Origin of the sequence: Pontibacter liquoris (genome assembly GCF_022758235.1) — a bacterium.
Classification (GTDB): domain Bacteria; phylum Bacteroidota; class Bacteroidia; order Cytophagales; family Hymenobacteraceae; genus Pontibacter; species Pontibacter liquoris.
This window is the reverse complement of record NZ_JALEBG010000001.1, coordinates 589,690-615,100: the sequence shown is the minus strand read 5'-3', so window position 1 is coordinate 615,100 and position 25,411 is coordinate 589,690. Positions and strand designations below refer to the sequence as shown.

The 25,411-nt window shown below is 52.1% G+C and carries 23 protein-coding genes; 17 read left to right on the top strand and 6 right to left on the bottom strand.

Annotated features, from left to right (window positions below; translation table 11 throughout):
- Positions 1 to 81: 81 nt before the first annotated feature.
- The 5 genes from LWL52_RS02510 (at position 82) to LWL52_RS02490 (ending at position 7,515) form a co-directional block, all read left to right on the top strand.
- On the top strand, positions 82 to 1,098 hold the full coding sequence (locus LWL52_RS02510) for an MBL fold metallo-hydrolase (RefSeq protein WP_242916612.1): 1,017 nt from the start codon (positions 82 to 84) through the stop codon (positions 1,096 to 1,098).
- Positions 1,099 to 1,177: 79 nt separating this feature from the next.
- Positions 1,178 to 2,662, top strand: a complete 1,485-nt coding sequence (locus tag LWL52_RS02505) for a sodium:solute symporter (RefSeq protein ID WP_242916609.1) — start codon at positions 1,178 to 1,180, stop codon at positions 2,660 to 2,662.
- Between the two features lie 953 nt (positions 2,663 to 3,615).
- On the top strand, positions 3,616 to 5,433 hold the full coding sequence (locus tag LWL52_RS02500; protein ID WP_242916606.1) for an ABC transporter ATP-binding protein: 1,818 nt from the start codon (positions 3,616 to 3,618) through the stop codon (positions 5,431 to 5,433).
- Positions 5,434 to 5,641: 208 nt separating this feature from the next.
- On the top strand, positions 5,642 to 6,511 hold the full coding sequence (locus LWL52_RS02495) for a DUF2911 domain-containing protein (RefSeq protein WP_242916604.1): 870 nt from the start codon (positions 5,642 to 5,644) through the stop codon (positions 6,509 to 6,511).
- 80 nt (positions 6,512 to 6,591) lie between these two features.
- Positions 6,592 to 7,515 carry a class I SAM-dependent methyltransferase gene (locus LWL52_RS02490; protein ID WP_242916602.1) on the top strand — a complete coding sequence of 308 codons (924 nt, stop codon included), beginning with the start codon at positions 6,592 to 6,594 and terminating at the stop codon, positions 7,513 to 7,515.
- A 702-nt stretch (positions 7,516 to 8,217) separates the two neighbouring features.
- On the opposite strand, the gene LWL52_RS02485 is transcribed toward LWL52_RS02490, so the two are convergent.
- From LWL52_RS02485 to LWL52_RS02475, 3 genes are all read right to left on the bottom strand, one after another.
- Complete coding sequence (locus LWL52_RS02485; RefSeq protein WP_242916600.1) at positions 8,218 to 9,921, bottom strand: sodium:solute symporter family protein; 1,704 nt, start codon at positions 9,919 to 9,921, stop codon at positions 8,218 to 8,220.
- Positions 9,918 to 10,070, bottom strand: coding sequence for a hypothetical protein (locus LWL52_RS02480; protein WP_242916598.1), 153 nt, complete (start codon positions 10,068 to 10,070; stop codon positions 9,918 to 9,920). Before LWL52_RS02480 ends, LWL52_RS02485 begins: the two co-directional genes overlap by 4 nt.
- 157 nt (positions 10,071 to 10,227) lie before the next feature.
- Positions 10,228 to 12,762: a PIG-L family deacetylase gene (locus LWL52_RS02475; RefSeq protein ID WP_242916596.1), complete on the bottom strand. Its 2,535-nt coding sequence runs from the start codon at positions 12,760 to 12,762 to the stop codon at positions 10,228 to 10,230.
- A 238-nt stretch (positions 12,763 to 13,000) separates the two neighbouring features.
- Between LWL52_RS02475 and LWL52_RS02470 the strand changes: the two genes are divergently transcribed.
- The 5 genes from LWL52_RS02470 to LWL52_RS02450 all read left to right on the top strand — a co-directional run bounded on the left by LWL52_RS02470 (position 13,001) and on the right by LWL52_RS02450 (position 15,827).
- The gene (locus LWL52_RS02470) at positions 13,001 to 13,174 is read left to right on the top strand and encodes a hypothetical protein (RefSeq protein ID WP_242916594.1); all 174 of its coding nucleotides are present in this window, start codon (positions 13,001 to 13,003) and stop codon (positions 13,172 to 13,174) included.
- Positions 13,175 to 13,185: 11 nt separating this feature from the next.
- The gene (locus LWL52_RS02465; RefSeq protein WP_242916592.1) at positions 13,186 to 13,881 is read left to right on the top strand and encodes a hypothetical protein; all 696 of its coding nucleotides are present in this window, start codon (positions 13,186 to 13,188) and stop codon (positions 13,879 to 13,881) included.
- Between the two features lie 205 nt (positions 13,882 to 14,086).
- On the top strand, positions 14,087 to 14,752 hold the full coding sequence (locus LWL52_RS02460; RefSeq protein WP_242916590.1) for a DUF2461 domain-containing protein: 666 nt from the start codon (positions 14,087 to 14,089) through the stop codon (positions 14,750 to 14,752).
- Positions 14,753 to 15,124 (top strand): hypothetical protein, encoded by a 372-nt coding sequence (locus LWL52_RS02455; protein WP_242916588.1) that lies wholly within the window; start codon positions 14,753 to 14,755, stop codon positions 15,122 to 15,124.
- Positions 15,125 to 15,344: 220 nt separating this feature from the next.
- A complete protein-coding gene (locus LWL52_RS02450) occupies positions 15,345 to 15,827 on the top strand; it encodes an STAS/SEC14 domain-containing protein (RefSeq protein WP_242916586.1) in 483 nt (160 codons plus the stop codon).
- Between the two features lie 263 nt (positions 15,828 to 16,090).
- Here LWL52_RS02450 and LWL52_RS02445 read toward each other — a convergent pair whose 3' ends face one another.
- A complete protein-coding gene (locus LWL52_RS02445; RefSeq protein WP_242916584.1) occupies positions 16,091 to 16,300 on the bottom strand; it encodes a hypothetical protein in 210 nt (69 codons plus the stop codon).
- Between the two features lie 305 nt (positions 16,301 to 16,605).
- Here LWL52_RS02445 and LWL52_RS02440 point away from each other — a divergent pair, with 305 nt between their 5' ends.
- From LWL52_RS02440 to LWL52_RS02410, 7 genes are all read left to right on the top strand, one after another.
- Entirely contained in the window at positions 16,606 to 18,078 is a 1,473-nt protein-coding gene (locus LWL52_RS02440) for an APC family permease (protein ID WP_242916582.1), read from the top strand.
- Between the two features lie 68 nt (positions 18,079 to 18,146).
- Positions 18,147 to 18,710: a vitamin K epoxide reductase family protein gene (locus LWL52_RS02435; RefSeq protein WP_242916580.1), complete on the top strand. Its 564-nt coding sequence runs from the start codon at positions 18,147 to 18,149 to the stop codon at positions 18,708 to 18,710.
- Positions 18,711 to 18,712: 2 nt separating this feature from the next.
- The gene (locus LWL52_RS02430) at positions 18,713 to 19,096 is read left to right on the top strand and encodes an SPW repeat domain-containing protein (protein ID WP_242916578.1); all 384 of its coding nucleotides are present in this window, start codon (positions 18,713 to 18,715) and stop codon (positions 19,094 to 19,096) included.
- A gap of 350 nt (positions 19,097 to 19,446) precedes the next feature.
- The gene (locus LWL52_RS02425) at positions 19,447 to 20,136 is read left to right on the top strand and encodes a DUF8692 domain-containing protein (RefSeq protein ID WP_242916576.1); all 690 of its coding nucleotides are present in this window, start codon (positions 19,447 to 19,449) and stop codon (positions 20,134 to 20,136) included.
- Positions 20,137 to 20,517: 381 nt separating this feature from the next.
- Entirely contained in the window at positions 20,518 to 21,195 is a 678-nt protein-coding gene (locus LWL52_RS02420; RefSeq protein WP_242916574.1) for an alpha/beta fold hydrolase, read from the top strand.
- A complete protein-coding gene (locus LWL52_RS02415; RefSeq protein WP_242916572.1) occupies positions 21,192 to 21,440 on the top strand; it encodes a hypothetical protein in 249 nt (82 codons plus the stop codon). The genes LWL52_RS02420 and LWL52_RS02415 overlap by 4 nt, the downstream gene beginning before the upstream one ends.
- A gap of 3 nt (positions 21,441 to 21,443) precedes the next feature.
- Positions 21,444 to 22,583 carry an NAD(P)/FAD-dependent oxidoreductase gene (locus tag LWL52_RS02410; protein WP_242916570.1) on the top strand — a complete coding sequence of 380 codons (1,140 nt, stop codon included), beginning with the start codon at positions 21,444 to 21,446 and terminating at the stop codon, positions 22,581 to 22,583.
- 147 nt (positions 22,584 to 22,730) lie between these two features.
- On the opposite strand, the gene LWL52_RS02405 is transcribed toward LWL52_RS02410, so the two are convergent.
- Both LWL52_RS02405 and LWL52_RS02400 read right to left on the bottom strand, forming a co-directional pair.
- Positions 22,731 to 22,946, bottom strand: coding sequence for a hypothetical protein (locus LWL52_RS02405; RefSeq protein WP_242916568.1), 216 nt, complete (start codon positions 22,944 to 22,946; stop codon positions 22,731 to 22,733).
- 416 nt (positions 22,947 to 23,362) lie between these two features.
- A complete protein-coding gene (locus LWL52_RS02400) occupies positions 23,363 to 25,027 on the bottom strand; it encodes a DUF8614 domain-containing protein (protein ID WP_242916566.1) in 1,665 nt (554 codons plus the stop codon).
- Positions 25,028 to 25,411 lie beyond the last annotated feature (384 nt).

Sequence of the window (25,411 nt, the reverse complement as noted above, 5' to 3'; positions counted from 1 at the left end):
AATATTATCGGATCCTATGCACTAGGCTAACCCGGTCATGCGTTTAGCGGTTATAGGAACAAGACCAACACTACCCATACCTTGCCACGTACAAAAAAGCACATCCGCCATATTAAGAACGAACGCCTCGAAACCATTAAACCAGATTACAGGGGCAACAAAGTAGTAAATGGCCGTTTCGCTAATGGTGACGAGCTGTATGAACCCGACTTCCGGAATGTACTGAAGTGGCGGTTATCCAAAAATCCGCAGGCTAAAGAAAAAAAGGCGGACACCTATGTGCCGCCGGTGCAGCCGGGCTGTGATTTTATGCAGGCCCCCGACGACATGATCGTGTGGCTGGGCCATGCCAGCTTTTTTATCCGCCTTCAGGGCCTTACGTTTCTCATCGATCCTGTTTTTTACGACCTGCCCCTGATCAAACGGCGGGTGGGGCTACCCTGCTCCCCTGATGACCTCCGGCCGGTAGATTTCCTGCTCCTCTCGCACGGGCACCGCGACCACCTGGACAAGGAATCGGTGCGCACGGTATTCAAAAACAACCCGGACCTTAAAGCGCTTGTGCCGTTGCGTGCCGGCGAGATTTTGCGGGGCATCAGTCCGCACCTGCCTTACCAGGAAGCGGGCTGGTACCAGCGCTTTGACCTGGTGCCCGGCAGTGTGGAAGTATACTACCTGCCCGCCTCGCACTGGCACCGCCGCGGCCTTAACGACATGAACAGCGTCCTCTGGGGCAGCTTTCTGCTAAAAACGCCGGAGCTAAACCTATACTTTGCCGGCGACACCGCCATGGGCAACCACTTCGACGAGATACAGGAGCTGTTCGGCCCCATGGATGTCTGTATTATGCCGGTGGGGGCCTACAAGCCTGCTTTTATGATGAGCAAGAGCCATGTGAACCCCCACGAGGCGGTGCGGGCCTACAACCTGCTGCAGGGCGGCACGCTCATCCCGATGCATTACGGCACTTTCGACCTGTCGGATGAGCCTGCCGGTGAGCCGGTGCGTATATTGGAGCAGCTTGCGGCGGCCGGCGTGCTGCAGGGCCTCCAGCTGCCTGCCATTGGCCAGCCCCTGCTGCTGCACGAGCTATACTAAAGGCGGTCGCACCGGCGCCATACTTTTGCTATCTTTGTATTTCTGGCTGCCTACGCCGGTTTTACCAACAGCATCTGCTATGTCCTCTTCCCTTATCATCGGCCTGATCGTTGCCTATTTCTGCATCCTGATCCTCATTGCTTATGTAACCGGCAGCAAAACTGATTCAGACACTTTCTTTCTGGCAAACCGCAAATCACCGTGGTATGTGGTGGCCTTTGGCATGATCGGCACCACGCTTTCAGGCGTAACGTTTGTGTCGCTGCCGGGCATGGTGGCTACGGCGCAGTTCTCTTACCTGCAGATGGTGATGGGCTACCTGCTGGGCTACCTAGTTATTGCCACGGTGCTGATGCCGCTCTATTATCGCCTTAATCTTGTGTCGATCTATACTTACCTGGAGCAGCGGTTCGGCTTCTGGTCTTATAAAACGGGAGCGGCCTTTTTCCTGCTCTCACGCACGCTGCTGGCCGCCATACGAGTTTTTCTGGTAACCGGCGTGCTGCAACTGGCAGTTTTTGATGCGCTGGGTGTTCCGTTTGCCGTGTCTGTGATCATCACCATCCTGCTGATCTGGGTTTATACCTTCCGGGGCGGTATGAAAACCATTATCTGGACCGACACCTTTCAGACACTGACCATGCTGGTAGCTGTAGCCACTACGATCTGGCTCATTGCCGATGAGCTGAACTATGGCTTACAGAGCCTGGTGGCCACGGTGCAGCAAAGCCCTTATACCTCGGTGTTTGTCTGGGACGTGAAAGCGGGCAACTTTTTCCTGAAGCAGTTCTTTGCAGGCGCTTTTATCACCATTGCCATGACGGGCCTTGACCAGGACATGATGCAGAAAAACCTGAGCTGCAAAAACATTGGCGAGGCCCAGAAAAACATGTTCTGGTTTAACGTGATCCTGGTGATCGTGAATGTGCTGTTCCTCACGCTCGGGGTGCTGTTGTATACTTACGCTGAAACCAAAGGCATTTCGCTGCCCGCCAAGGGCGATGATGTATACCCTTACCTGGCCTTAAACCACTTCTCGGCTTTCTTGGGCATTGTGTTCATACTAGGCATTATTGCCATCACCTACGCATCCGCCGACTCTGCCCTGACGGCGCTGACCACTTCCTTCTGCGTCGATTTCCTGGATTTCAAAAACAGGAGCGAACATGCGCGCGTACGCCTGCGCTACCTGGCGCATGCCGGCGTTTCGGTGGTAATGGTGCTGGTCGTGATCGCCTTTAAAGTGCTCAACTCTGCGAGCGTAATTTCCACCATGTTTACGGTGGCTGGTTATACCTACGGGCCGCTGCTGGGCCTTTATGCGTTCGGGTTGTACACCAGGCGCGCTGTCCGCGACCGGTTTGTGCCAGCCATTTGTGTGCTTGCTCCGATCCTGACCTATATCATCAGCCTTAACTCCAAAGAGTGGCTTTTCGGCTATGAGTTCGGCTTTGAAGTGCTGCTCCTCAACGGCTTTCTCACGTTTGCCGGGCTGTTGGCCATTTCATCAGGCAAAGCAAGCGCCATGGAACGGCAGCAGCAGCAAGTTAAGGCAGTATTGTAGCGTGCTGCGGTATACTTTGCTTTCCCGGGTCCAACCACCCCTGGCCCTCAGAGCTGCGCTCGCTAACTTCGAACCCGCGTTCTCGCTAGTCTACGGAGGGGAGTCTGTTGTTGCTACTTGAGAAGTATAAGCGGTGTAATTTAGGCTTCATCAGCTTTCTACCAAGATCCTTTCAGGATGACAGAATAGGAAAGAGGCATGGAGTGTAAGTTTATACTCGAGCTAAAGTATAAACGGGTTAGTTCTGGTTGAAGAAGAACATCCCCCTACCCCCTTCAAAGGGGGACTTTGGGCTGATGGAGGAAGAGAACGCTTGCGTAGGAAAGGTTTAACCTCCCTTCCACCAAGATCCTTTCAGGATGACAAAGGAGTAAGAGGCAAGGAGAGACGGTTTATACCTATACTTTAGCTGAAGTATAAACCTAAGCTATCGAATTGATCCCAGTCCTTGGGTTGAGCGCCTTGGTGTGTTGCGGTGCCCGAAGGGCAGCCCGCAGCGTCAGCGAGGAGCAGCTTCACGCCACAGCGCGAAACGCAAGGACGAGCCCCCGCGGGCTTGGAGCGCTCCAAAGTAAAAGATGAAACAAGACAAGTATAAGACTGAGCAAGAAAGGCTGCTAGTAAGTATAGCCGGAGTTTATACTTGAAGAACGGCCGCTAACGAGTATTGCCAAAGTAAATAACAATCATCAATCAGCAGCTGATAAAGTAAATCCTTAAGTATAAACCGCATCTATTTCCTAAAACAACACCCCCTTCCACCCTTATTTAAACAAATTTCATATAACCGATACATTACCCTCAAATCCACCTAAATCCTTACCTTTGTAAGATTTTGCGGGGTGGTGGCATCTTTATCTGTGCCGGGCTGTTATAAGCCCGATGCACCCTGCAACTGCTCATTGCCCCGGGGCGACCAGGCAGCTTTCACATAGCAAAAACAGAGTTTATAAATGGCAAAACGCGGATTCGGTCCTAGCGGCACAACAGGCGAAGAAGGCAAAAAGCGTATCACGAAGGAAAGCTTTCGGCGCGGACTTCAGATCTTCAACTACGTAGTACCCTACAAATTCAAATTTATCGTCGGGCTTGGGTTCCTGGTGCTCTCCAGCCTCACGTTTATGGTTTTCCCCTACCTGGTAGGCAAACTGGTGGACTCCTCCACAGGCAATTCCGACTGGCTCCTCAAAGACATCAATATGATCTCGCTGGGGCTGTTCGTGATCATCCTGCTGCAGGGCATTTTCTCTTTTTTCAGGGTATACTTCTTTGCGCAGGTCAGCGAAAACGCCATTGCTGACATCCGCCGCGACCTGTATAGCAAGTTTGTGATGCTGCCCATTCCGTTTTATGAGAAGCGGCGCGTGGGCGAGATCACCAGCCGCATCACCACCGATGTAGCGCAGGTGCAGGACACGTTTTCCATTACGCTGGCCGAGCTTTTCCGGCAGGTGACCACGCTGCTGGTGGGCATCGTCATCATCATGTGGACGTCCATCAAGCTGTCGCTCTTTATGCTGGCTACCTTTCCGGTGCTGGTGGCGCTGGCCTTTGTGTTTGGCCGCAAGATAAAAGGACTCTCTAAACGCACCCAGGACGAGCTGGCCAATACCAATGTGATCGTGGAAGAAACCATGCAGGCGATCAACACAGTGAAAGCTTTTACCAACGAGCTGTTTGAAGTAGGCCGCTATAAAACATCGCTGGACAAAGCGGTAAAAACGGCGCTATCTGCTGCCTATTACCGGGGCGCGTTCATCACTTTTATTATTGTGGGCCTTTTTGGCGGCATTATCCTGGTGATCTGGTACGGCTCCACACTGGTGCAGCAAGGCGATATCAAGATCGGCGAGCTGATCTCCTTTATCATTTATACCGTCTTTATCGGCGCCTCTGTGGGCGGACTGGGTGAGCTTTATGGCAAGGTGCAGGCAGCCTTAGGCGCCACCGAACGCATCCTGGAGATCCTCAACGAGCAGGAAGAGCCTACCGACAAAGGCCAACGCACCTTAGCAGAAACACCGAGACTGCACGGCGACATTGCTTACCACAACGTGGCCTTCTCCTATCCTACCCGTCCCGATATAGCTGTGCTGCGCGATATCAGTTTCAGTATACGGGCTGGCGAGAAGATTGCGCTGGTGGGTCCGAGTGGCGCCGGTAAATCGACGATTGTGCAGCTGCTGATGCGTTTTTACGAACTATCGGGCGGCGGAATCACCGTAGACGGCCAGGATATCCGCCAGCTGGACCTGACCACACTGCGGGCCAATATCGGCATTGTGCCGCAGGAGGTGCTGCTGTTCGGTGGCACCATACGCGAGAATATTGCCTACGGCAAACCAACGGCTACGGAAGCAGAGGTAATTGCAGCCGCCCAGAAAGCCAACGCCTGGAATTTCATCAAAACGTTTCCGGAAGGATTGGAGACGCTGGTGGGTGAGCGGGGCGTAAAACTATCGGGTGGGCAGCGCCAGCGCATAGCCATTGCCCGCGCCATACTGAAGAACCCGGCCATACTTGTTCTGGACGAGGCCACCAGCGCCCTGGATTCCGAATCAGAGCAGTTGGTGCAGCAGGCCATGGACGAGCTGATGAAAGACCGTACGTCCATCGTAATCGCGCACCGCCTCTCTACTATCCGCAAAGTGGATAAGATCCTGGTTATCGATGGCGGAGAGATTGTAGAGGAAGGCTCGCATGATGCGCTTTCCAACAGCGAGAACGGCATTTATGCCAACCTGCTCAAGCTGCAGTTCGAGCTAAGCTAAGGCCTTACGGAATACGAAAAAGCCCTGCTCTGGTACTTGCCGGAGCAGGGCTTTTTTGTTGGCCATACTTTATCCGGCGCATAACAACCGCAACAGGCAATTTTTGGTTGCATCCGGCCTGCCAGTAGGGAAACAGCATTCGCAAATGCGAGTAAAAATGCGTACTATTACATTGTTAAATATCCTCTAAAAACTGATACAAAAACGTATGAAAAGAAACCTACTTGGCTTCGCCCTTTCTGCTGCCCTGCTGCTGGGTGCAGGCACTATACAGGCCCAGGGCATTAAAATGCCTTCTGCCAGCCCGTCTTCCAAAGTAGAGCAGGCGGTGGGGTTGTCTACTGTTACCGTGGAGTATTCGCGCCCCGCTATGAAAGGCCGCACCATCTTCGGCGACCTGGTGCCTTATGATAAAATGTGGCGCACCGGCGCAAACGGCTCTACCGACATTACGTTTACCGACGAGGTAACAATAGAAGGAAACAAGGTGCCGGCCGGCAAGTATGCCCTGTATACTATTCCGGGCAAAGCCGAGTGGACGGTTATCCTGCATAAAAACACCGAGCTTTGGGGCGATGGCGGCAAAGACTACAAGCCCGAGCAGGACCAGCTGCGCTTTAAAGTAAAGCCACAGCAGAACCCGCGCAAAGCAGAATCCTTTACCATTAACTTTGCCAACGTTACGCCAACTGCCACCGACATCGAAATCCTGTGGGATGATGTGGTGGTGCCGTTTACCGTTAAAACAGACGTAGATAGCAAAGTAATGAGCCAGATACAGCAGCAGGTAGTGAACGGCACTAACGTGGAGCCCGGCCTGTATGCGGCGGCGGCCAACTACTATTTCAGCTCGGACAAGGACCTGAAGCAGGCGCTGGCGTGGATGAAAAAAGCAAACGAGAAAGATGTCAAATATTACAACCTGCACACGCAGGCAAAGATCCAGGCTAAGCTGAATAACTACAAAGACGCCATCAAGACTGCCCAGAAATCGATGGAACTGGCCCAGAAAGAAGGCAACCAGGATTATGTGGCCCTGAACCAGAAAGCCATTGCCGACTGGAAGAAAATGAAATAGAGCTTTTACCGCTTTTCACGTATAAAAAGCCTCTGGTACATTTGCCAGGGGCTTTTTTATCACCACTATAGCATACCTTGTTGAAAGAGAACGAAGAAAAAAAACATTCGGAAGAACATTTAGGTCCCGCCCGTGAGTACTGGTGGAACGATGATTACCTGGAGCTGCTGGCCAACCGCCTCTACCTGCCTTATACCCGCACGTTGGTAGACATTGGCTGCGGCAAGGGCATGATGGGCTTTAAATTTTCCAGGTACCTGCCCGACGGCGCTACCGTGTATGGCGTGGATTACGAGCCCGGCTACATTGAGGAGGCCCAGCAGCGCGCGCACAGCCTGTACGGGCATAACAAGATCAACTATGAGTTTAAAGTGGGGAACGCCACCGACATTCCGCTGCCCGACAACATTGCCGACCTCACGCTTTGCCAGACCCTGCTGATTCATGTTAAAAATCCGCAGCGCGTCATTGAGGAGATGATCCGGGTAACGAAGCCCGGCGGCTGGATCCTGGCCCTGGAGCCCAACAACCTGGTGCCTAACCTGATGTTCGACCGCTATGGTGAAACGGATTTTGATGTGGAGAGCACGCTGGATGTGCTGGAAATAAAACTACGCATCGAAAAAGGCAAGAAGAATCTGGGCGAAGGCTTTAACTCGCTGGGCGACGTGATCCCCGATCTATACTTAAAAGCCGGCCTGCTGGACACAAAAGTATGGATATCGGATAAAGCCCTGAGTATTATTCCACCCTACGACACGCAGGAGAAGATGCTGCGCGTGGAACAGATGCTGCAATGGGTGGAAACCGAGGCCATGGGCTACGATTACCAGGACAACCTGAACTATTACCTGGCCGGCGGCGGCGAAAAAGAGAAGTTTGACGCCTACTGGCAAAAGCTGCTTTACAACAAGATCACCCTGAAACAGAAGCTACAGAACGAGGAGTATGTGTCGGCTGGGGGGAGTTTGGTTTATATTGTGGCGGGAAGGAAGCCACGGTAGCGGGTCTGGGTTTATTTGCAGATTATTGAAGTATGGTTAGGGGTTGAGCTGGTTGCTGTTCGGTTTTATACTTCGGCTATACTTTGTTAGCAACTGATTTTCAAGTATAATATTCCAGCTATACTTGGTAGTGAGCTGTATTCCGCAGTCTTATACTTGCCTTGTTTCATCTTTTGCTTTGGAGCGCTCCAAGCCCGCGGGGGCTCGTCCTTGCGTTTCGCGCTGTGGCGTGAAGCTGCCCTAGCGGGCTGCCGCATGCGCGGCACCGCAACACACCAAGGCGCTCAACCCAAGGACTGGGAATCTTTCGATAGCTGCTGTTCTTTGCTTTGCAACTTATACCAAGTCCCCCTTTGAAGGGGGTAGGGGGATGTTCTTCTTTCTCCTAAACTATGCTGTTTATACTTTGACTCCAGAATAAACTTACTCTCCAGCCTCTTTCTTTTTGTCATCCTGAAAGGATCTTGGTGGAAAGCTGATGAAGCCTAAATTACACCGCTTATACTTCACAAGTACTAACAACAGACTCCCCTCCTTAGACTAGCCAGAACGCGGGTTCGAAGCTAGCGAGCGTAGCTCTGAGGGGCAGGGATGGTTGGCCCCGGTACGACATCGCTTATACTTCAGGAAGCTGTAGCATTAACTATTTCTGTTCTCAAGCTTTCTGGCTGCTTGCGCTAGCAACTCCATTGACCTAATCACCTACTGCGCCACCAATTCTTTCTTTTTACCCAACACAGCCTGAAGGATAAAGCCGAACAGGATCACGCAGCCACAGCCGATCACGTTAAACCACAGAAAAGCGATGGACGTGTAGAAATGGCAGTAAAGCACCACCAGCTCGGCCAGCACGGCTGCCCAGAAAACAGCGTTGCCTCGGATGTGTTTGAAGTAAAAAGCTACCAGAAAAATGCCGAGTATGGTGCCATAAAAGATGGAACCCACGATATTAACGGCTTGGATCAGGTTGTCGAGCAACGAGGCATAAATGGCGAAAAGCACGGCGATGAGTCCCCACGCGACGGTAAATAATTTGGAGGCATTCAGGTAATGAGTGGCATCGCCAAACGGCTTCACCGAACGTTTGTAGAGGTCTACCACGGTGGTGGAGGCAAGTGCATTCAGTTCCGACGACGAGGACGACATAGCCGCCGAGAAGATCACGGCCAGCAACAGCCCCACCAGACCGGCCGGCAAGTATTTCATCACAAAAGAGATAAAAACGTAGTCCGTGTCGCGGGTTTCCGCTTCGGGCGCAGCTTTTTTAATCACCCCGATCGCCTCTTCCCGCACCGCCTTGGTAGCGGCCGTAAGATTGGTGACTTTTGTTTTGGCTGCAGCAATGTCGGCTTCGTTGTCGGTCTTTAAAGCAACAACCAGGTCTTGCACGCCTTGCTTTTGTTCTGCAAAAGCGGCACTATACGTGGTTTCCAGGGCCCGCAGCTCACCGGCATAGGGCGTGGCATATACCTTGCTTTTAACGCCCTCGTTAAAGAATACCGGCGGTTGGTTGAACTGGTAGAACACAAATACCATCACACCAATGAACAAAATCATGAATTGCATGGGTATCTTGAGCAGTCCGTTGAAGAGCAGCCCCAGCCGGCTTTCGGTTACGGATTTGCCGCCCAGGTAACGGGCTACCTGGCTTTGATCAGTACCAAAATAAGACAGCGCCAGGAAAAGGCCGCCCGTTATGCCGGACCAGAAGTTATAGCGGTCGTTCCAGTCGAAGGAAAAATCCACCACATTCATCTTGCCCATTTTACCGGCCACCGCCACGGCATCGCCCAGGCTCACGTCCTGGGGCAGGTAATGAACCACCATAATACCGGCCACCAGCATACCGCCAATCATCACGGCCATTTGCTGCTTTTGGGTAACGCTCACGGCTTTGGTGCCCCCGGAGACCGTGTAGATGATTACCAGCATCCCAATCACAAGGATCGTTACCGTCAGGGACCAGCCCAGCATGGTGGAAAGAATAATGGCTGGCGCGTAGATGGTGATGCCGGCTGCCAGCCCGCGCTGCACCAAAAACAGCAGGGCCGCCAGGGTGCGCGTCTTCAAGTCGAAGCGGTTCTCCAGAAACTCGTAAGCGGTGTATACATTGAGCCGGTAAAAAATGGGGATAACCGTGATGGAGATGATGACCATGGCAATGGGGAGCCCGAAGTAGAACTGCACAAAGCGCATCCCGTCTTCGTAAGCCTGGCCAGGCGTGGAAAGGAAGGTGATGGCGCTGGCCTGTGTGGCCATTACAGACAGTCCAATGGTCCACCATTTCATGCTGTTGTCGCCTTTCAGGTAGCCTTCGATATCCGTACTGCCCCGGGTTTTCCATACCCCGTAGATCACGATAAAGCCCAGGGTGCCCAGGAGCACGATCCAGTCAAGTGGTCTCATTCGTATACTTTGGTAATGATGTAAAACAGGATGATTATAAAAGCCAGGTTGCCCAGCACCAGCCAGTACATCCCTGCCCAGCTTTTAAAGAAAGGAGGCTTCCAGAGTGCCGGTTCAGTATCTACAGGCTGTTGTTCTTTTTCTTCCATATCGATGTTGTTACTAATGGCGATTCGTACAAAGGACTTTCAAGCTGCATCAGCTACTTTTCGGACTACACAGCCCCTGCCATACCTCGGCTGACGGTCTTCAGACACTCGCAGGAGCTGCGCACGCTGCGAGGTCTATTGTCTAAAACGAATGCCTTTATTTGGCTGCCTTGCTGTTCCTGTCGCTGTTGTTCTTCCCCAACGAGATTAGGTTGGCAAACAAGCGGTAGGCACCCGGCACGCCGGCAGGCAGCTCCCGGAAGAACGCATAGCCCGTGTAGATGTAGTTTCCCTTGCCATAGAGCGCTACCAGTAACCCTCCGTTCGCAGGCGCTTCGCCGGGATCATTAGACGATAGGATTGGCACAAAATCGTTGCTCCACTCGTTGGCAAAGTAAGTGCCGCGCTCCTGCACCCATCCCGAGAAATCCTGCTGCGTGATCTTGTTAGGTGTGTTGAGAACCGGGTGACCAGGGGCCAGAAAACGTACCGGCGCATCTTCCACCGTCACCCGGTCGCGGGACAACTTGAGCGGGTACGGTGCAATGTTAGGCGTTACGAGCCCGGAATTGTTGTTATACTGCACGATCATGTTGCCGCCGTTCTTGACGTACTCCAATAGTACCGGTTGCCAGAATTTCAAACGACCCACGGTGTTGTAGGCGCGCACGCCCACAATAATGGCATCATACTGCTGCAGGCGGCTCAGGCGCATGTCCTGGTCACCCAGCAGCGTCACGTTATAGCCGATCTGCTGCAGGCTAGCCGGAATCTCGTCGCCGGCGCCCATGATGTAGCCGATCTGCTGGCCCTGCTTTTTAAGATCGAGCTTCACGATCTTTGCCGTCGCATCCGGAAATTTGACCTGCGCCGGTATGTGGCTGTAGTTGATCTCTTTGAGCTCCTGGCTGTAGTTCTTGCCATCTACGGTAGCAACCGCCTGCAACTGAGCTTCCTGCTGGCCCTGCGGCGGGTAGACCATAAACCGCACCAGCAGCTCCCCTCCTTTTTCTTTCAGGGTGAAGGGCACCGAAGCAGGCTCGGTGCGCCAGCCTTGTGGTACCTGCAGTTGCAGGCTGCCGGCCAGGTTTTCACGGCCGGCCTTTACCAGCACCTGCACCGGTTTGGGCTCCTGGCTGGCAAACATGTATACTTTCTCGGTAACGTTTACAAAAACGGGCGGCGTCACGATAAAAGGGCGGTATACTTCGCCGGCTACCGGATCGGTGCGTTTGTATACCACCGGCACGGTTACAGTAAGCGGCTGGCCTGTTACCTGCAGCTCGAAGGCTACCTGCGCGGCAGGCGCATTTTCGGGCATGCCCACCTCCTGTTGGTTTTCGATGGCGAACATACCCAGCGTGCCCGGCTTGCGGAGCCAGTAAGGCTGCGAATACGGCATACTAGCCGGCAGCGTAGCAGCAGTGCTATACTTTAGCGGCTCGTTATCCGGCAGGTTATAGTTGAGTGTCGTGTCTTTGGAGGCAAAAGCGTAGCGCACGTGCTTCAACGTAACTGGCAGGGCAGAGCGGTTAATGGCTTCGATCTGCAGTTTTACCTCCCCACCGGGCGTAGCGGCATAATCGTTTGCGGTAACCTCCAGGTATAAGCCCATCGCTTCCTGCAACACGTCCTGCAGTTCTTCTGCTTTCACTTGTTTCCAGTAGCTGTCGGGCAATTTGTCGAGTTCTTTTTTTGCAGCTAATAGCGTCGGCACTACTGCCGCCGACTGAGCTGGTTGATAGGTATCGATGGCTTTCTGCAGCAGTTTCTGCACTTTTTCGCCGCCCTTCACACGGCTCCAGGTGGTGTTCACACCCTCCAGCAGGCTTTGCGTGGCTTTGTCGCCTTTTACCAGCTGAAAATATTCCAGCGCACTGCCCCGGCTCCCCGAGGATCCGAAACCCTGGCTTTTGTGCATGCTGCGGCTTTCGGCGGCCAACTCGCCATAGGATTTGCCCAACAGCGGATTATAACCGCCCACATCTATTTTAAGCAGGTCTTTGCCAAACTTTTCAAACTCCTCCTGGCTTTTAAACGACCATACGCCCGTGTTCCAGAACAGGCGCCTGGGCTGCCATACTTCCACATATTTCAGTTGCTCGGGAAAGCGCCTTGCGTCGCCGGCGGCGTCAAATGCTTCGGCGGCAAGTATGGCCGAGGCGGTGTGGTGGCCGTGACCGGCGCGCTCATCTGGCGGGAAGCGGGTAATCATGACATCGGGCCGGAATTTGCGGATCACCCAGACCATGTCGGCCAGCACCTGCTCTTTATCCCAGATAGTAAAGGTTTCTTCCGGATTTTTAGAAAAGCCAAAGTCGTTGGCGCGGGTAAAGAACTGGTGGCCACCGTCTACACGCCGGGCCTGCAGCAGCTCCTGCGTGCGGATAATGCCCAGGTCTTCGCGAATTTCCGGGCCGATCAGGTTTTGCCCGCCATCGCCGCGCGTTATGGCCAGGTAGCCGGTGTTGTATAGTTTTTCGTTGCTCAGGTACGCGATCAGGCGGGTGTTCTCATCGTCGGGGTGCGCGGCCACATACAGCACCGAGCCCAGCACCTGCAGCTTTTTGAGGTCCTGCAGCACGCTGCCGGCCGGGTGTTTGGCCGGCGTTTGCGCCTGCAGCGGCTGTAATAAAACGAGCAACAGGGGCAGGATCCGGAGGGTTCGGAATAGCAAAGAGTGCTTTTTCATAGTATATGTTTCACGCGGTCTAAGAGGCAGCAGCGCAGCTGCCTTGTAAAGCTATAAAATTTTTAGTGCGCCCGCACATGCCCGTTGCCTTCTCCTGACAGAAATATGCCCTGTTCAGATAAACAACCGGAACCCGGCAATGCACCGGCGTGTTCCGGTTCCGGCTTGTTTATACATAAAATCTGCCGCTGTATTTTACCCGACCTGCTTTGCGCCCTGCTAAACGTATGAAAAAACGATGAATTCCATTGCATTTAAATCGCCCAAAAGCTATGTTTGTGAAAGCGCAAAGCATGGAGATTATCCCGGAGCGGTACGTCTCTTTTCCGTAAAGACCTTAGGAAAAGCTGCAAAAGCAGAAGCCTGCAAGTCTGTCAGCCTGTTGCCTTACTTAATTACGCCCGACTTTTAACCGCGTTCTATATGCCTACCTCCCAAGAAAGCAACATTGAAGACTTTGCTTATGACTACCTGCACGCCTACTATTGTGTCCGCCATAACACCGCCGGTATTCTGATAGGCAAGCAGGAAACCACCAAACAGCATGCTACTGCCGATGGCCTGCTGGCACTTAAAAAGGCAGACAACAGCCTGTTTGTCGCCACCCTTAACACGCAACTCTCTGAAAAAATAGCGCTGTTGTTAACCCGCTATAAGAAAAAGGGGCTTAGCAGGTTCCGTTATATGACCGCCTTAGGGTTGGTTGCCTTTGGTGTGCTTGCTGCTAAGTTAACCGGCCTTGTGGCAGCCTTATACGTGCTGCCTTTTATGGCCGGCATTGGTGGTTTTATACTGCACTCGGTGCTGGAGAAACTCTATCTAAAGCGCAAAATAGCGCATCTGGTAGGTGAGCTGAAGCACACGCCGGCAAACGAGCAATGGCTGGGCATCTCAATCAGCAGCCTTGTTTTCCGTCATAACCCACTGGCCACCCACTTGATCATGACCTGCCAGCACCGTGGTATCGGGCTGCTAACCGTGGGCAAGCGGGCCAAAGTGGTGCAGCTCCAGGAACCACGCACGGTGCAGCCCCGCCGCGGCGACTTCCTGTCTTACTACACCTCCGAAACCCAGATCCGCCAGGCCCTGCTCGACAACACCATCCTGCGCGTGGCCTAGCACGGCGCTTTGTTTTTATAGTAAACTTAAAGAAGCGCTGGTGGTGCGGCATGCAACAAGCGGACTTTTTATAGAGTAGAAAGAACAGGACCTATAAAGACACGCTTATGACTTTCATGCTGATCATACTCCTGTTAATTATCGTTGCAGTCGGGATCTTTTGGTTTAAAGCCAAGACGCCCAAGTAAAAAACTGCTCCCTTCCGATGAACCTACCTGCTATCCTGACCTTTTTAGAGGAGCTACAGCAAAACAACAGCAAGGACTGGATGGATCTGCACCGCCAGGACTATATCCGGGCAAAAAACGACTTTACCGACCTGGTAAACTTCCTGCTCGCGCAACTTAAAACCCTCGATCCTGCGCTGCACGCCACCACTGCAGCGGCATCAATCTTTCGGATCAATAAAAACGATTTTTCTAAAAAAGGAGAGCCACCCTATAAAGGGCATTTTGCAGCGGGTATCTCGCCGGGCGGGCGCCACTCGGCCTTTGCCAATTACGTCGTCATTCTGGAGCCGGGCGGTAAGTCGCGGGCAGGCGGCGGTATCCGGCGTCCTTCTCCGGCGCAATTGCAGCGCATTCGGGAAGAAATAGACTACAGCCCCGGCGAGCTGGAAGCTATTCTGGCAGAGCCGGGCTTTAAAGCGCAGTTCGGCGGCCTGCAAGGCGTACAGCGCAAGTCGGCACCCAAAGGCTATGCCCACACGCACCCGGCCATTGACCTGCTGAAGTATGACGGCTACCAGGCGCTGCACTTTTTTACAGACCAGGAGGTACAGCAGCCTGACTTTGCCGAAAAGCTGCTGGCATTGTATAAACAGGTAACGCCCCTGCATCAGTTTTTAAACCGGGCTCAAATAGCTAGTTAAATGAAAATTTTTCAGCAATACGGCATACTGCTCCTGCTTTTGCTTGCACTGGCCGGCTGCCGGGGGAAGCAACCCAAACGCATGCCCGATACACTGCCCGATGTGCGCGGCACCATCAGCGAAATAACAGCAGGCCAGGAGAAAACAGAAATGCTTGTGCTACATGTAGCCTCGGTGGAGGGCCTGGAGGTGCCCGCTAAACAGGCAAGTATAACAGTAGACAAAAGTACCCTGATGGAAGACACTAAAGGAGAGGCAGTACAAAGGGAACAACTGCGCAAAGGCCTTACTGTTGCAGCCTGGCTGGAAGGCAGCCCGCTGAAAGGAGATAGTATAAGCGCAACGGCCAAAGCGATACGCGTAGAAAACTAGCTAACTGCCACTGCCGTTCAGCAGACCCACCTTACCTGAGCAGCAACCTGTAAAACGCCAGGCGCATACTTTCTAGGAATCAATAAATTACACAAAACAACCCGGTTCACCCTGCCTGTAGCAGGCTACACGTAATATCGTTGCCTTTCCGGGAGTTTATTAGGTGGGATTCGTATATATAGCGCTGCGTCCGCTGTTGTTTCATACCGGGCAGGTTATCATGAAAACGCACCCTATCCCTTCTACTTATTACTGTGAATTTACCGAACTGGTAGCCGCCTGGCCTGCTTCTGTTTCGCTCACGAACGTGGCAGGAGACACCTTTGTGGAGTTTCTGAAACATTACCACAGCATAGAGGCGAAATGGCACGGCCATCTTACCGCCGACGATATTGTGACCGCTGCCAAGCTATATGCCAAGCTGCTGGTCAAAACCCCGCTGCGTGGGTTGTTAAATGATAAGAGTGAGGTGACAGGCGATTGGTCGGATGCAAACGATTGGCTGGAGTTTGAGTGGGCTCCGCAGGTCGTACATTTAGGGCTCCGCTGCATGGCACACGTCTACTCCGAGAACATGTTCAGCCGGCTCTCCGCGCGTGACCTGAAGCAGCGCGTCCTTCCTTTGCTACAAATGCAGAATTTTGATAATCGTGCAAACGCGGTTACCTGGCTGGCCCAATGCCTGAAAACGGCAAAAGCCTGAGAGACTCTTCCTCTATACTTACGCTTGCGAATTACGCATCCTGCGCCTGGTGTGGCAGCTGTAATGGCCTTTGACTAAAGCATTCCTGTGAACCATAGCGCCTGCTCATGTAAAGAGGACTGGATTATACTTTGCTTCTTTTCTGGCCCGCAAGGCATGCGGCAGAACAGGAGTAGCTAATGGGGGCATGCCCGCTGCATGCCCGTGGTCAGGCAACATGAAAAGAACAACGCTGGCAGGGAGACAACCCTGCTGCCTGCGCCTTATTTGGCGCTGGCAATGGCAACCGGAGCTGTAACGGAGATCTCTACAGTATCGAGCAAAACATCCATTACGGGTGCTTCTACTTTAGCTGCTGAAGCAGCAACTACCTGTTTTACAACGTGTGCTTTTGGCTGCTCTACACGAGTTGTTTCTTGGCAAACAAGGCCGAAACCAAATAAATAAACGGAAAGAATGGCTAAGATTTTCATGGCTTTAAATTTTAAGTTTTTAACTTCTTTTTGATGTAACAAATATACTATACAGTACTATGCGATGCAAGGTACTGTTACATGTATTACTACTGAATTATACCAACTACCTAAATTTACCCGTGAAAGGCGTATTCTAGCAGATGAATAGCCTATAATTTTTCTGAGCATTTATTGGCTTATCCCCCTGCTTGCGGCCATAATGGGGCTTGTGAAAAATACTGCTTGCTGCTGCTGCTTCCTGCTTTCACGAAAAGAATCTATCTTTCTAAAAAAATGTAGCTTTGTAAAAGGCACAAACAACTATGCAAACCACAGAAGACTCTAAACTGCAGCAGCACACCGAACACAAAAGCGGGTTTAAACGCGAGATTACCCTTTTCGACGGAATCATGCTGGTGACAGGAAGTATGATCGGATCAGGGATCTTTATTGTAACTGCGGATATTTCGCGCACGGTTACAACACCGGCCAACATGCTGCTGGTATGGCTCATATCCGGTTTCCTGACCATGGTGGGGGCAATCAGTTATGGCGAGCTTTCGGCGATGTTCCCCAACGTGGGCGGCCAGTATGTGTACCTGAAGGAAGCTTACAATAAAATGGTGGCTTTTTTATATGGCTGGACCTTGTTCCTGGTGATCCAGACAGGTGTGATCGCGGCCGTGGCCGTGGCATTTGCCAGCTTCACCGGTGTGCTCATTCCCTGGTTCAGCGACCAGAACGTGTTGTTTGAAGTTGGTCCGCTCCGGTTTACCTCGCTGCAGTTGCTGGCCATCAGCAGTATCATCTTTCTCACCTACAGTAATGCCAACGGGGTTAAAAGAGGCAAACTGATCCAGAACATCTTCAGCAGCACCAAACTTATTGCTTTGTTCGGGCTTATACTTTCGGGCCTGCTCTTTGGCGTAAATGAAACCGCCGTTACAGCCAACTTTACCAATTTCTGGGAAGGTGCCGGCACGACCGCTGCCCTCCCGACCAGTTCGGCGCTGATCGCAGCGTTTGGTATTGCAATGGTAGGCGCGCTCTTTTCTTCCGATTCGTGGAACAATATCGGCTTCTCAGGCGATGAAATTGTGAACCCCAAACGTACTATCGTATTAAGTATGGTGATCGGCACAGCCATTGTGACGGGTATATACCTGCTCCTGAACGTAGTATACCTGCTGGTGCTGCCCCTAAACGGATCGGCTGATGCCCCAACGGTAATAGGACAAGGAATTGCCTTTGCCAGCAACAACCGCGTGGGCACCGCAGCCGCTGCGGTTATTGGCGGCTACAAAGCGACCGTGGCCATTGCTATCCTGATCATGATCTCTACGTTTGGCTGTAATAACGGCGCTATCCTTTCCGGCGCCCGCGTATACTATGCCATTGCAAAAGATGGTTTATTCTTTGCCCGCATGGGCCGTTTAAATAAAAACGGAGTACCGGCTGCGGCCCTTTGGCTGCAGTGCATCTGGGCCTGCCTGCTCTGCCTTTCGGGCACCTACGGCAACCTGCTGGACTATGTGGTATTTGCCGTGATGCTCTTTTATATACTTACCATTGTAGGGGTATTTGTGCTGCGCGTGCGCCGTCCGGACCTGCCCCGCCCTTACAAAGCGCTGGGGTACCCTGTCCTGCCGGCCATGTACGTGGTGCTGGCATCGGCCATCTGCCTTATTCTGCTGGTAGAAAAACCCGCCTATACCTGGCCCGGGTTCATCATTGTAGGCCTGGGCATACCGGTCTATTATTTCTTCGGAAGTAAATTCAAAAAAGAAGTATCCTAACCTCCTGCCCGCTCAGAATTTAACCTCTACCCCATGTTCGCGTAGGTATGGTCTGACAGACTGCAACGATGAACAAAGGAAAAGAAGGCATTCCACCCGGTTGGAGCTATAACCCTGCCTCCTGGGGCCAGCGCCTGCCCATTGTCGGGTTGGCGCTGGTCGGGTGCGGCATTGCCACCTACCTGTCGCTGCATCAGCTAAAAGTATTCCCCACCGTCTGGGAACCCTTTTTCGGCAACGGGAGCCAGAAAGTGCTTACCTCGGGTGTATCGCAGTTGCTGCCCGTGCCGGATGCGGTGCTGGGTGCCGCGGGCTACCTTTCGGATGCTGTTGCAGGGGCTGTTGGCGGCAGGAAGCGTTGGAAAACTATGCCCTGGATTGTGATCCTGTTCGGACTGTTGGTAGGTCCGCTGGGCATGATCAGCATCTTGCTGGTGGTGATCCAGCCGGTCCTTTACCATGCCTGGTGCACCCTTTGCCTCTGCTCAGCGGCGATTTCCGTGATCATGATTGGGCCGGCTATGGATGAGATGCTGGCCAGCCTGCAGTATATGCGCCGGGTAAAAGATGCCCGGGTTTCGCTGTGGAAAGCATTCTGGGGTTATAAAAGTGTACAGGGTAAAGTAATTTAAGTATGTGGGCACAGATCATCAATGCGCTACTGGGAATCTGGCTAATGGCATCGCCGGCCATACTTAGCTCCGATAAGGCCGCTGCAACCAATGCCTATATTGTGGGCCCGCTGATTGCCGCTTTTGCCACTATCTCGTGGTGGGAGGCCACGCGGGTGGTGCGCCTCTATAGTCTTCCGCTGGGCGCCTGGCTGCTGCTGGCCCCCTGGGTGCTAAATTACCATAACACAACCGCTACGCTAAATGCCATGCTGGTAGGTGCACTTGTGATCGGCCTGAGTTTAGTGAAAGGAAAAGTACACACCCGCTTGGGCGGCAGTTGGGCGGGTATCTGGGCAAAAGAGCCGCTCCATAAGCAGGAAGCCGGCAAACAACCACGGGTTTAAACAGAGACGCTCACACGAAGGCGGCAAACGCCCGCTGTAGCTCGGGTTATACTTAGAACATTATTTCCAGGACAACTTTCCAAAGAGTCCACTCATCTTCCACAGTTTCCTCCTTCTCAGTCCATTTGTTGAAGATCGTCTGCTGTTTGCCTCCTGTTTCCTCCGCACGCTTCCCTAGCCATAACACAACGCTCACCCTACTTATGCAGTTTATTGAAATACAGCATTTTATAACACATAATATTTCAATATTAAATAATTGTTAAATTTTTTATTAAAATATGTATAACTATAAATACATATTACGTATAGGCATTATACTATAAAAACCGTCATCCCCCTTTACTTCCATGAGACTAAAAGAACCCTTCTACGCGCAGCGAACGGCCCTCTATGGCGTTACTTTTTTATACCTGCTCGCCCTGCTAATATTGGCAGCCATTGCCTTACAGCCCTATGTGAAAGTAAGCGATTTAACCCGTGATGCTATTGTAATAGCTAAAGGACGAATCTACTATGGGCTACTCTCCAACATTGGTATACTGCTGTGGTGCGCAGCGGCATCATGTTGCTTGTTCAGTGCCTGGTTGCTGAATGTGGCAAACATCAAGCGCAACAGGTTGTTTTTATTTTGCGCGGGCTTATTGTCGGCTATACTACTCTTTGACGACTTCTTTATGTTACATGAGCTCGTTATACCGAAACTTTTTGGAATAAAAGAAATATATGTGGTGGCCACTTACCCGCTCCTGATTCTGGCCTTTCTGCTATACTTTCGGAATGCCATCTTAAACACCTCCTACTTAGTGCTGCTGACTTCGCTAGGCTTTCTGGGCTTGTCGGTCGTTATTGATGCGATACTGCCTGACAGCGGTCAACTGGAATTTCTGTTGGAAGACGGGTTTAAGTTTATGGGAATAGCCGGATGGGGATTTTACCTGACAACGACAAGCGCCGTCGCCTTGTGGCAGTGCATGTATACGCAAGAAGCACCTGCCCCTGTTATTGAATACGAAAGGGTAATGGAGGTAGTGAGTTGATCTTATCCTGCTCATTGGTTTTATACTTTGTCTGGCTAAAGGCGGGAAAGAATGCTGCCGTATTCTTTCCAGCCTTTGCTGTTTTACTCCTTCCATGCTGGCAGCTCTCTCCGGCTTCCGCATCCCGCCTACTATAAGTAAAAGTATAGATATAAGTATAAGAATAGAGGAGATCTGGTGCCGGGACCATGTTCCCTTATAGGATTTCGGTCTGTTGAGAACTAGCCTTTATACTTGCTGCGCAAACCTGTCGCTTTATACAGCCGCCAAACAGGGCGGGCTACATTTGCTTTGCGTGCGCTATTTCTTTTTCTTGCTTTGCTGCTGTTCCTGAGGAGCGGCACAAACGTTAGAAGAGAAATCGCTTTAAATACCGGCGCCTTGTTTACACCAACTTCCGCACCCCACCCTACCATTTACTTTATCAGCGGCCTTGGGGCCGACTGGCGCATGTTCCAGTTTTTGAAGCTCCCTGATTTTCTGCCCCAGCAGTATGTGGAATGGTTACCGCCCCTGCACCTCGACGAACCGCTGGCAGCGTATGCGCAACGGCTTAAGGCACAGATCACCACTCCGAACCCTATCCTTCTCGGCCTCTCGTTTGGCGGGGTGGTTGCCATTGAGCTGGCCAAGATCATGCCCATCCGCAAAGTGATCCTGCTCTCCAGCCTGGCCACACGTAAGGCGCTGCCCCGGCATTACAAAGTGCTCGGCAAAACCAACCTGCACCGCTACCTGCCCTTTAAGCTTATGCAGGGTATTTACCCGCTGGCACCGCCTTTTTTTGGCGCGCATACCAAACCGGAAAAAAACCTGCTCAAGGACGTAATCCTGGACATGGATGAGGTATTTCTACGCTGGGCTCTGGGGCAGTTACTTGGCTGGCAACAGCAGGAGGTATTACCCAATATAGTTCAGATACACGGCACTGCCGACCTGGTGCTGCCCCTGCACGACAGGTCCGATATTATTAAAGTGCCTGGCGGCGAACATTTGATGGTTATGCACCAGGCCGATGAAATTAGCGCTATATTGAGTAAAATTTTAGAAGCATCATGAGCAAAAGCCGCTTTCTTGTAACAACCCCGGACGGGCAGGTAGACCTGACGCAGGCTACCATCCTGAAAAGCAATAACCTCTACCCTTTCGGCCGCCACAACTATGCTGTTTACGAAACATCCGAAGGCGTTTTTGTAAAAGGGCTCAACAGCGGGGAACGCGAAATTATGCTCACCCATTTTGAGCGGATACCCCAGGAAGAAGCCCGTAACTATAACCATCCTTTTTTCCGCGAGGACAATTAACCTATGCAACTTAGCTTTTGGGAACGGGACGCCTATTTCGGCAAGTTGGATATACTGATCATTGGAAGCGGCATTGTGGGCCTGAATGCTGCCCTGCACCTTAAAACCAATCAGCCGCAGCTCAAAGTAATGGTGGTGGAACGGGGCTTGCTGCCCACGGGCGGCAGCTCCAAAAATGCCGGCTTCGCCTGCTTTGGCAGCCCGTCGGAGCTGTTGGAGGACCTGGCGTATCATTCCGAAGAGGCCGTGTTTGGTTTGGTGGAGCGGCGCTGGCGGGGCCTGCAACGGCTGCGCCAAAACCTGGGAGATGCCGTACTGGACTATCACCGTTGGGGAGGTTACGAGCTGTTTGAGGCGCAACAGGAACCGCTTTATGCCGAGTGCCTGGCACAACTGCCTTACCTCAACAAACAGCTGCAAAGTATAACCGGAGAACCTGCCGTTTATAGGGCTGCCGATCACAAGATCGACACCTTTGGCTTTAAACAGGTCCACCACCTGCTGGAAAGCACCGCCGAAGGCCAGCTGGATACGGGTAAAATGATCCTGGCGCTCACCCAGAAAGTGCAGCAGCTTGGCGTGCTGGTGCTTAATGGCCTGGAGGTACTGGCGCTGCACGAAGAAAACCAGGGTATAAGCGCCACTACCCGGCAAGGTATACCTATACAAGCGCGGGCGGCACTAGTTGCCACCAATGGGTTTGCTCAACAGCTTTTGCCTGCCCTTTCTGTCGTGCCGGCACGGGCGCAGGTGCTGGTCACCAAACCGATTCCTTCGCTTCAGATCAAAGGCACGTTCCACTACGACAAAGGCTTTTATTATTTCCGGAACATTGGCAACCGGGTATTGTTTGGTGGTGGCCGCAACCTCGATTTTGCAGCCGAGACGACCCCCGAACTCGGCCTGACGCCCCTGGTGCAGCAAAAGCTGGAGGAACTGCTCCGGACGGTTATACTTCCTGACACGCCTTTTGAGGTTGAGCACCGCTGGAGTGGCATCATGGGCATGGGTCGTGAGAAAACAACCATTGTGCAGCAGGTTTCCGAGCACATCAGCTGCGCCGTGCGCCTGAGCGGCATGGGCGTTGCCATTGGTTCGCTGGTAGGAGAAGAAGGGGCTGCCCTCATCCTACAACAGCTCTGATAAGATAAATACTTTGACTCAGGGCAGGCGTTATCAAAAGAAATTATATAAGCAGCTACCCGGAAGTTGAGGCGTGGCTATAAACAAAAAGGCAAACTGTTTTGTACAGCTTGCCTTTTCATACTTCCAACTCTAAGGAAGCATCTTTTAATACGAGGTGGATATCCATTTGTGCTTTTTAGGTTTCGACATGACTTCCTGGCGCCTGGCGGCTTCTTTCTCGGCACGGTAAAAGGCCTGGTACTCTTCTTCACTTAACTCTTCGCGCAGGGCTAAATGAAAGTTGGCTAATTCAGGGTATAAACTGTTGCGTTGCTGCCGCTCCTGCGGGTTGCTTCTGTTGAAGTCATAAAAGCTTTTCATAGATAGGTGCTCGTTTTGTTAAAAGATTGATACTGACTATTTTCCACGAACCTATACTTACTTTCCCTGCTGCCTTTTAGTTTTAACCATTCTGACTTTAAACGCTGTAACACAAGCCTCTAGAACCATCTCACTAAATAAAAAGCGTTTCTCACTAACTTTAAAGGCACGCTTTCCAAATAAAAGCAAGATACAGAGGTGTTTGCTCTTTTCCTGAAAGCAGGAATGCCAGACAAAGTATAATCCTATTTACCACCTTCAATAATTCACTTCCTTCAGTTTACAGCAGCGGCTACGCGTCAGCACCCAACACTAATTTCTCTTTTTCTTCCAGGCATAACTAACAACTGATCAGAACAAACCAAAAAAAATAGCCCGGCTTTTCGGGGCCAGGCTATTTTTGCAACTGTTCTTTCTTATTTCAACCCTAACACCTCAGTACCTTGCTCAAATACAATATCTACCGGAATATTCTTTTTAGCGAGGCGGTCGAGGTCTGCCTGCAGCTGCGGACTGATGATGCCTTTCTCCTCCACCAGTTTGCCTACGCCGGCATAATCGCCGTTGCCCTGCAGCGTAAGGATGGTTTCGGAGAGTTTATTCATCGCTTCGCGCATCTTGGGGTAGTTCACGCGGTACTTGCCCGATTTCTCATCCCGCTCAAAAGCGCCATGGTCTTTAAAGAAATTGAAGCGCACCATATTGGCTTTGCCATGCGCATCGGCAGCACCAAAGCGCACGGACCGGAAAATACCCGCCAGAAACGTGGTATAATAATCCTCCAGCTGGCCTTCCAGCTCGCCTTTTTCCTTTAGTTGCGTGATCATATACAGGCCCAGAATATCTGCTTTGCCTTCTTCCAGCGCCGAGGCATGTTCTTTTAGGGCCTCCCGCACGGTGCCTTTGCCGTTGATGGTGTTCTTGATCCCCAGGCCATGTGCCACTTCGTGGAACATGGTGTTGGCGAAAAAGGCATCAAAGGTGATATGCTGCTGCTGTTCATCCACGATCAGTTCATCGGCAATTGGCTCCATGATCTTATCGAATTTAGCACGCATAGCATTTTTAAGCTGCAGGCGGCGGGTGCCTCGCTTCAGCTGCACTTCTTCGTCGTTGGGCAGGTTAATGGCGATGGTTTTGCCACCTGCATTGGCTTCGCCGGCATAGTATACCACATCGTAGGCGTTCAGGTCGGCATCAGAGCCAGGCACCTCTTTTTTATACTTGTCCGCTATGGGCAGGCCGCGTTGCAGCTCCGGCAGAAAGGCGGCAAACTTAGCCAGTCGCTGGCTCCAGTCCATGTCTTTTACCAGCACATAGGCCTCGTGCGATGCTTTGTAACCAAACAACTGGTCCTCATATGTCTCGATCGGGCCAATTACCAGGTCTAGTTTGTTATTCTTCATATCCATCCAGGCCAGGTCGCTGGGCTGGTACTTGTCTGTAAGCAAGGCGTCGGCACGCAGGGTCAGGTACTTCTTCAGACCGCTGTCTTCGGCCAGAGCGGCTGCCTTTTTCAGCAGGTCGGCCGCGCGCTGCACCTCTTCTTTAAACTGCACATGGTAAGGCACCGTCTTCAGTTTGCCATCGGTGCCGCGCCGCAAAAACGTATACTGGCTGGTTTTATCCGGCAGGCTAGCCCCTTCGAACTCTTCCTTGGTCATATCTAAGGGATAGAAGTTGGCGCCGGCCGGCTTGGGTTCCACGCCCGCAATAAAGGGTTCGTTATCGTTGAGGCGGTCCCAAGGGCCGTAGTTCAGTTTCACAAAGTTCTTAGCAGGCGCACTGTCCAGGGCCGCTAACAGCGAATCGCCCTGGGGATACGTTTCGTACCAGTACAGCTTGTTCATAATATCGGATGCTTCGATGAGCAACGGGAGCATTTGCTTTTCCTTTTCACTGAGCTTGCTCATATCGGTAGTCAGGCGCACAGAAGTATACATATCCAGTTTCTGCTGAATCTCATCATCGGGCTGGGCAGCGGCGGTTTTGGCGGTATCGGTTTCCGTGGCTTTTTTGCTGTTGCAGCTAACAGTTGCCGCTGCCAGCGCCGTCATTAAAAGTATGTGGCGTGGTTTCATGCTATTTTTTCAGGTTTAGTTCCGACCTGAAGGTAGTGAAATTTGAAGTGAGGGCAAAGGAGGGTATAGGCAGGGGTGGTTGGTAGGGAATGTAAGTATGGGATGTACAACGCCTATGTACAGATTTCCAGGTTTGATATTTGGCTATACTTGGTAGCGGCCGTGTGATGCTTCAGTTTATACTTTGTAGCTTGAGTTTGATGCTCAGTTCTGTTTTCTGCTATACTTGCTAGCGGCTGATTAATGCTCAGTTTTATACTTGCCTTGTTTCATCTTTTGCTTTGGAGCGCTCCAAGCCCGCGGGGGCTCGTCCTTGCGTTTCGCGCGGCGGCGTGAAGCTGCTCCTCGCTGACGCTGCGGGCTGCCCTTCGGGCACCGCAACAC

Coding starts and splice junctions, on each gene's coding strand:
- LWL52_RS02505 (WP_242916609.1), top strand. CDS start 1,178: ATGTCCTCTTCCCTTATCATCGGCCTGATCGTTGCCTATTTCTGCATC.
- LWL52_RS02500 (WP_242916606.1), top strand. CDS start 3,616: ATGGCAAAACGCGGATTCGGTCCTAGCGGCACAACAGGCGAAGAAGGC.
- LWL52_RS02495 (WP_242916604.1), top strand. CDS start 5,642: ATGAAAAGAAACCTACTTGGCTTCGCCCTTTCTGCTGCCCTGCTGCTG.
- LWL52_RS02485 (WP_242916600.1), bottom strand. CDS start 9,921: ATGAGACCACTTGACTGGATCGTGCTCCTGGGCACCCTGGGCTTTATC.
- LWL52_RS02480 (WP_242916598.1), bottom strand. CDS start 10,070: ATGGAAGAAAAAGAACAACAGCCTGTAGATACTGAACCGGCACTCTGG.
- LWL52_RS02475 (WP_242916596.1), bottom strand. CDS start 12,762: ATGAAAAAGCACTCTTTGCTATTCCGAACCCTCCGGATCCTGCCCCTG.
- LWL52_RS02470 (WP_242916594.1), top strand. CDS start 13,001: ATGAATTCCATTGCATTTAAATCGCCCAAAAGCTATGTTTGTGAAAGC.
- LWL52_RS02465 (WP_242916592.1), top strand. CDS start 13,186: ATGCCTACCTCCCAAGAAAGCAACATTGAAGACTTTGCTTATGACTAC.
- LWL52_RS02460 (WP_242916590.1), top strand. CDS start 14,087: ATGAACCTACCTGCTATCCTGACCTTTTTAGAGGAGCTACAGCAAAAC.
- LWL52_RS02455 (WP_242916588.1), top strand. CDS start 14,753: ATGAAAATTTTTCAGCAATACGGCATACTGCTCCTGCTTTTGCTTGCA.
- LWL52_RS02450 (WP_242916586.1), top strand. CDS start 15,345: ATGAAAACGCACCCTATCCCTTCTACTTATTACTGTGAATTTACCGAA.
- LWL52_RS02445 (WP_242916584.1), bottom strand. CDS start 16,300: ATGAAAATCTTAGCCATTCTTTCCGTTTATTTATTTGGTTTCGGCCTT.
- LWL52_RS02440 (WP_242916582.1), top strand. CDS start 16,606: ATGCAAACCACAGAAGACTCTAAACTGCAGCAGCACACCGAACACAAA.
- LWL52_RS02435 (WP_242916580.1), top strand. CDS start 18,147: ATGAACAAAGGAAAAGAAGGCATTCCACCCGGTTGGAGCTATAACCCT.
- LWL52_RS02430 (WP_242916578.1), top strand. CDS start 18,713: ATGTGGGCACAGATCATCAATGCGCTACTGGGAATCTGGCTAATGGCA.
- LWL52_RS02425 (WP_242916576.1), top strand. CDS start 19,447: ATGAGACTAAAAGAACCCTTCTACGCGCAGCGAACGGCCCTCTATGGC.
- LWL52_RS02415 (WP_242916572.1), top strand. CDS start 21,192: ATGAGCAAAAGCCGCTTTCTTGTAACAACCCCGGACGGGCAGGTAGAC.
- LWL52_RS02410 (WP_242916570.1), top strand. CDS start 21,444: ATGCAACTTAGCTTTTGGGAACGGGACGCCTATTTCGGCAAGTTGGAT.
- LWL52_RS02405 (WP_242916568.1), bottom strand. CDS start 22,946: ATGAAAAGCTTTTATGACTTCAACAGAAGCAACCCGCAGGAGCGGCAG.
- LWL52_RS02400 (WP_242916566.1), bottom strand. CDS start 25,027: ATGAAACCACGCCACATACTTTTAATGACGGCGCTGGCAGCGGCAACT.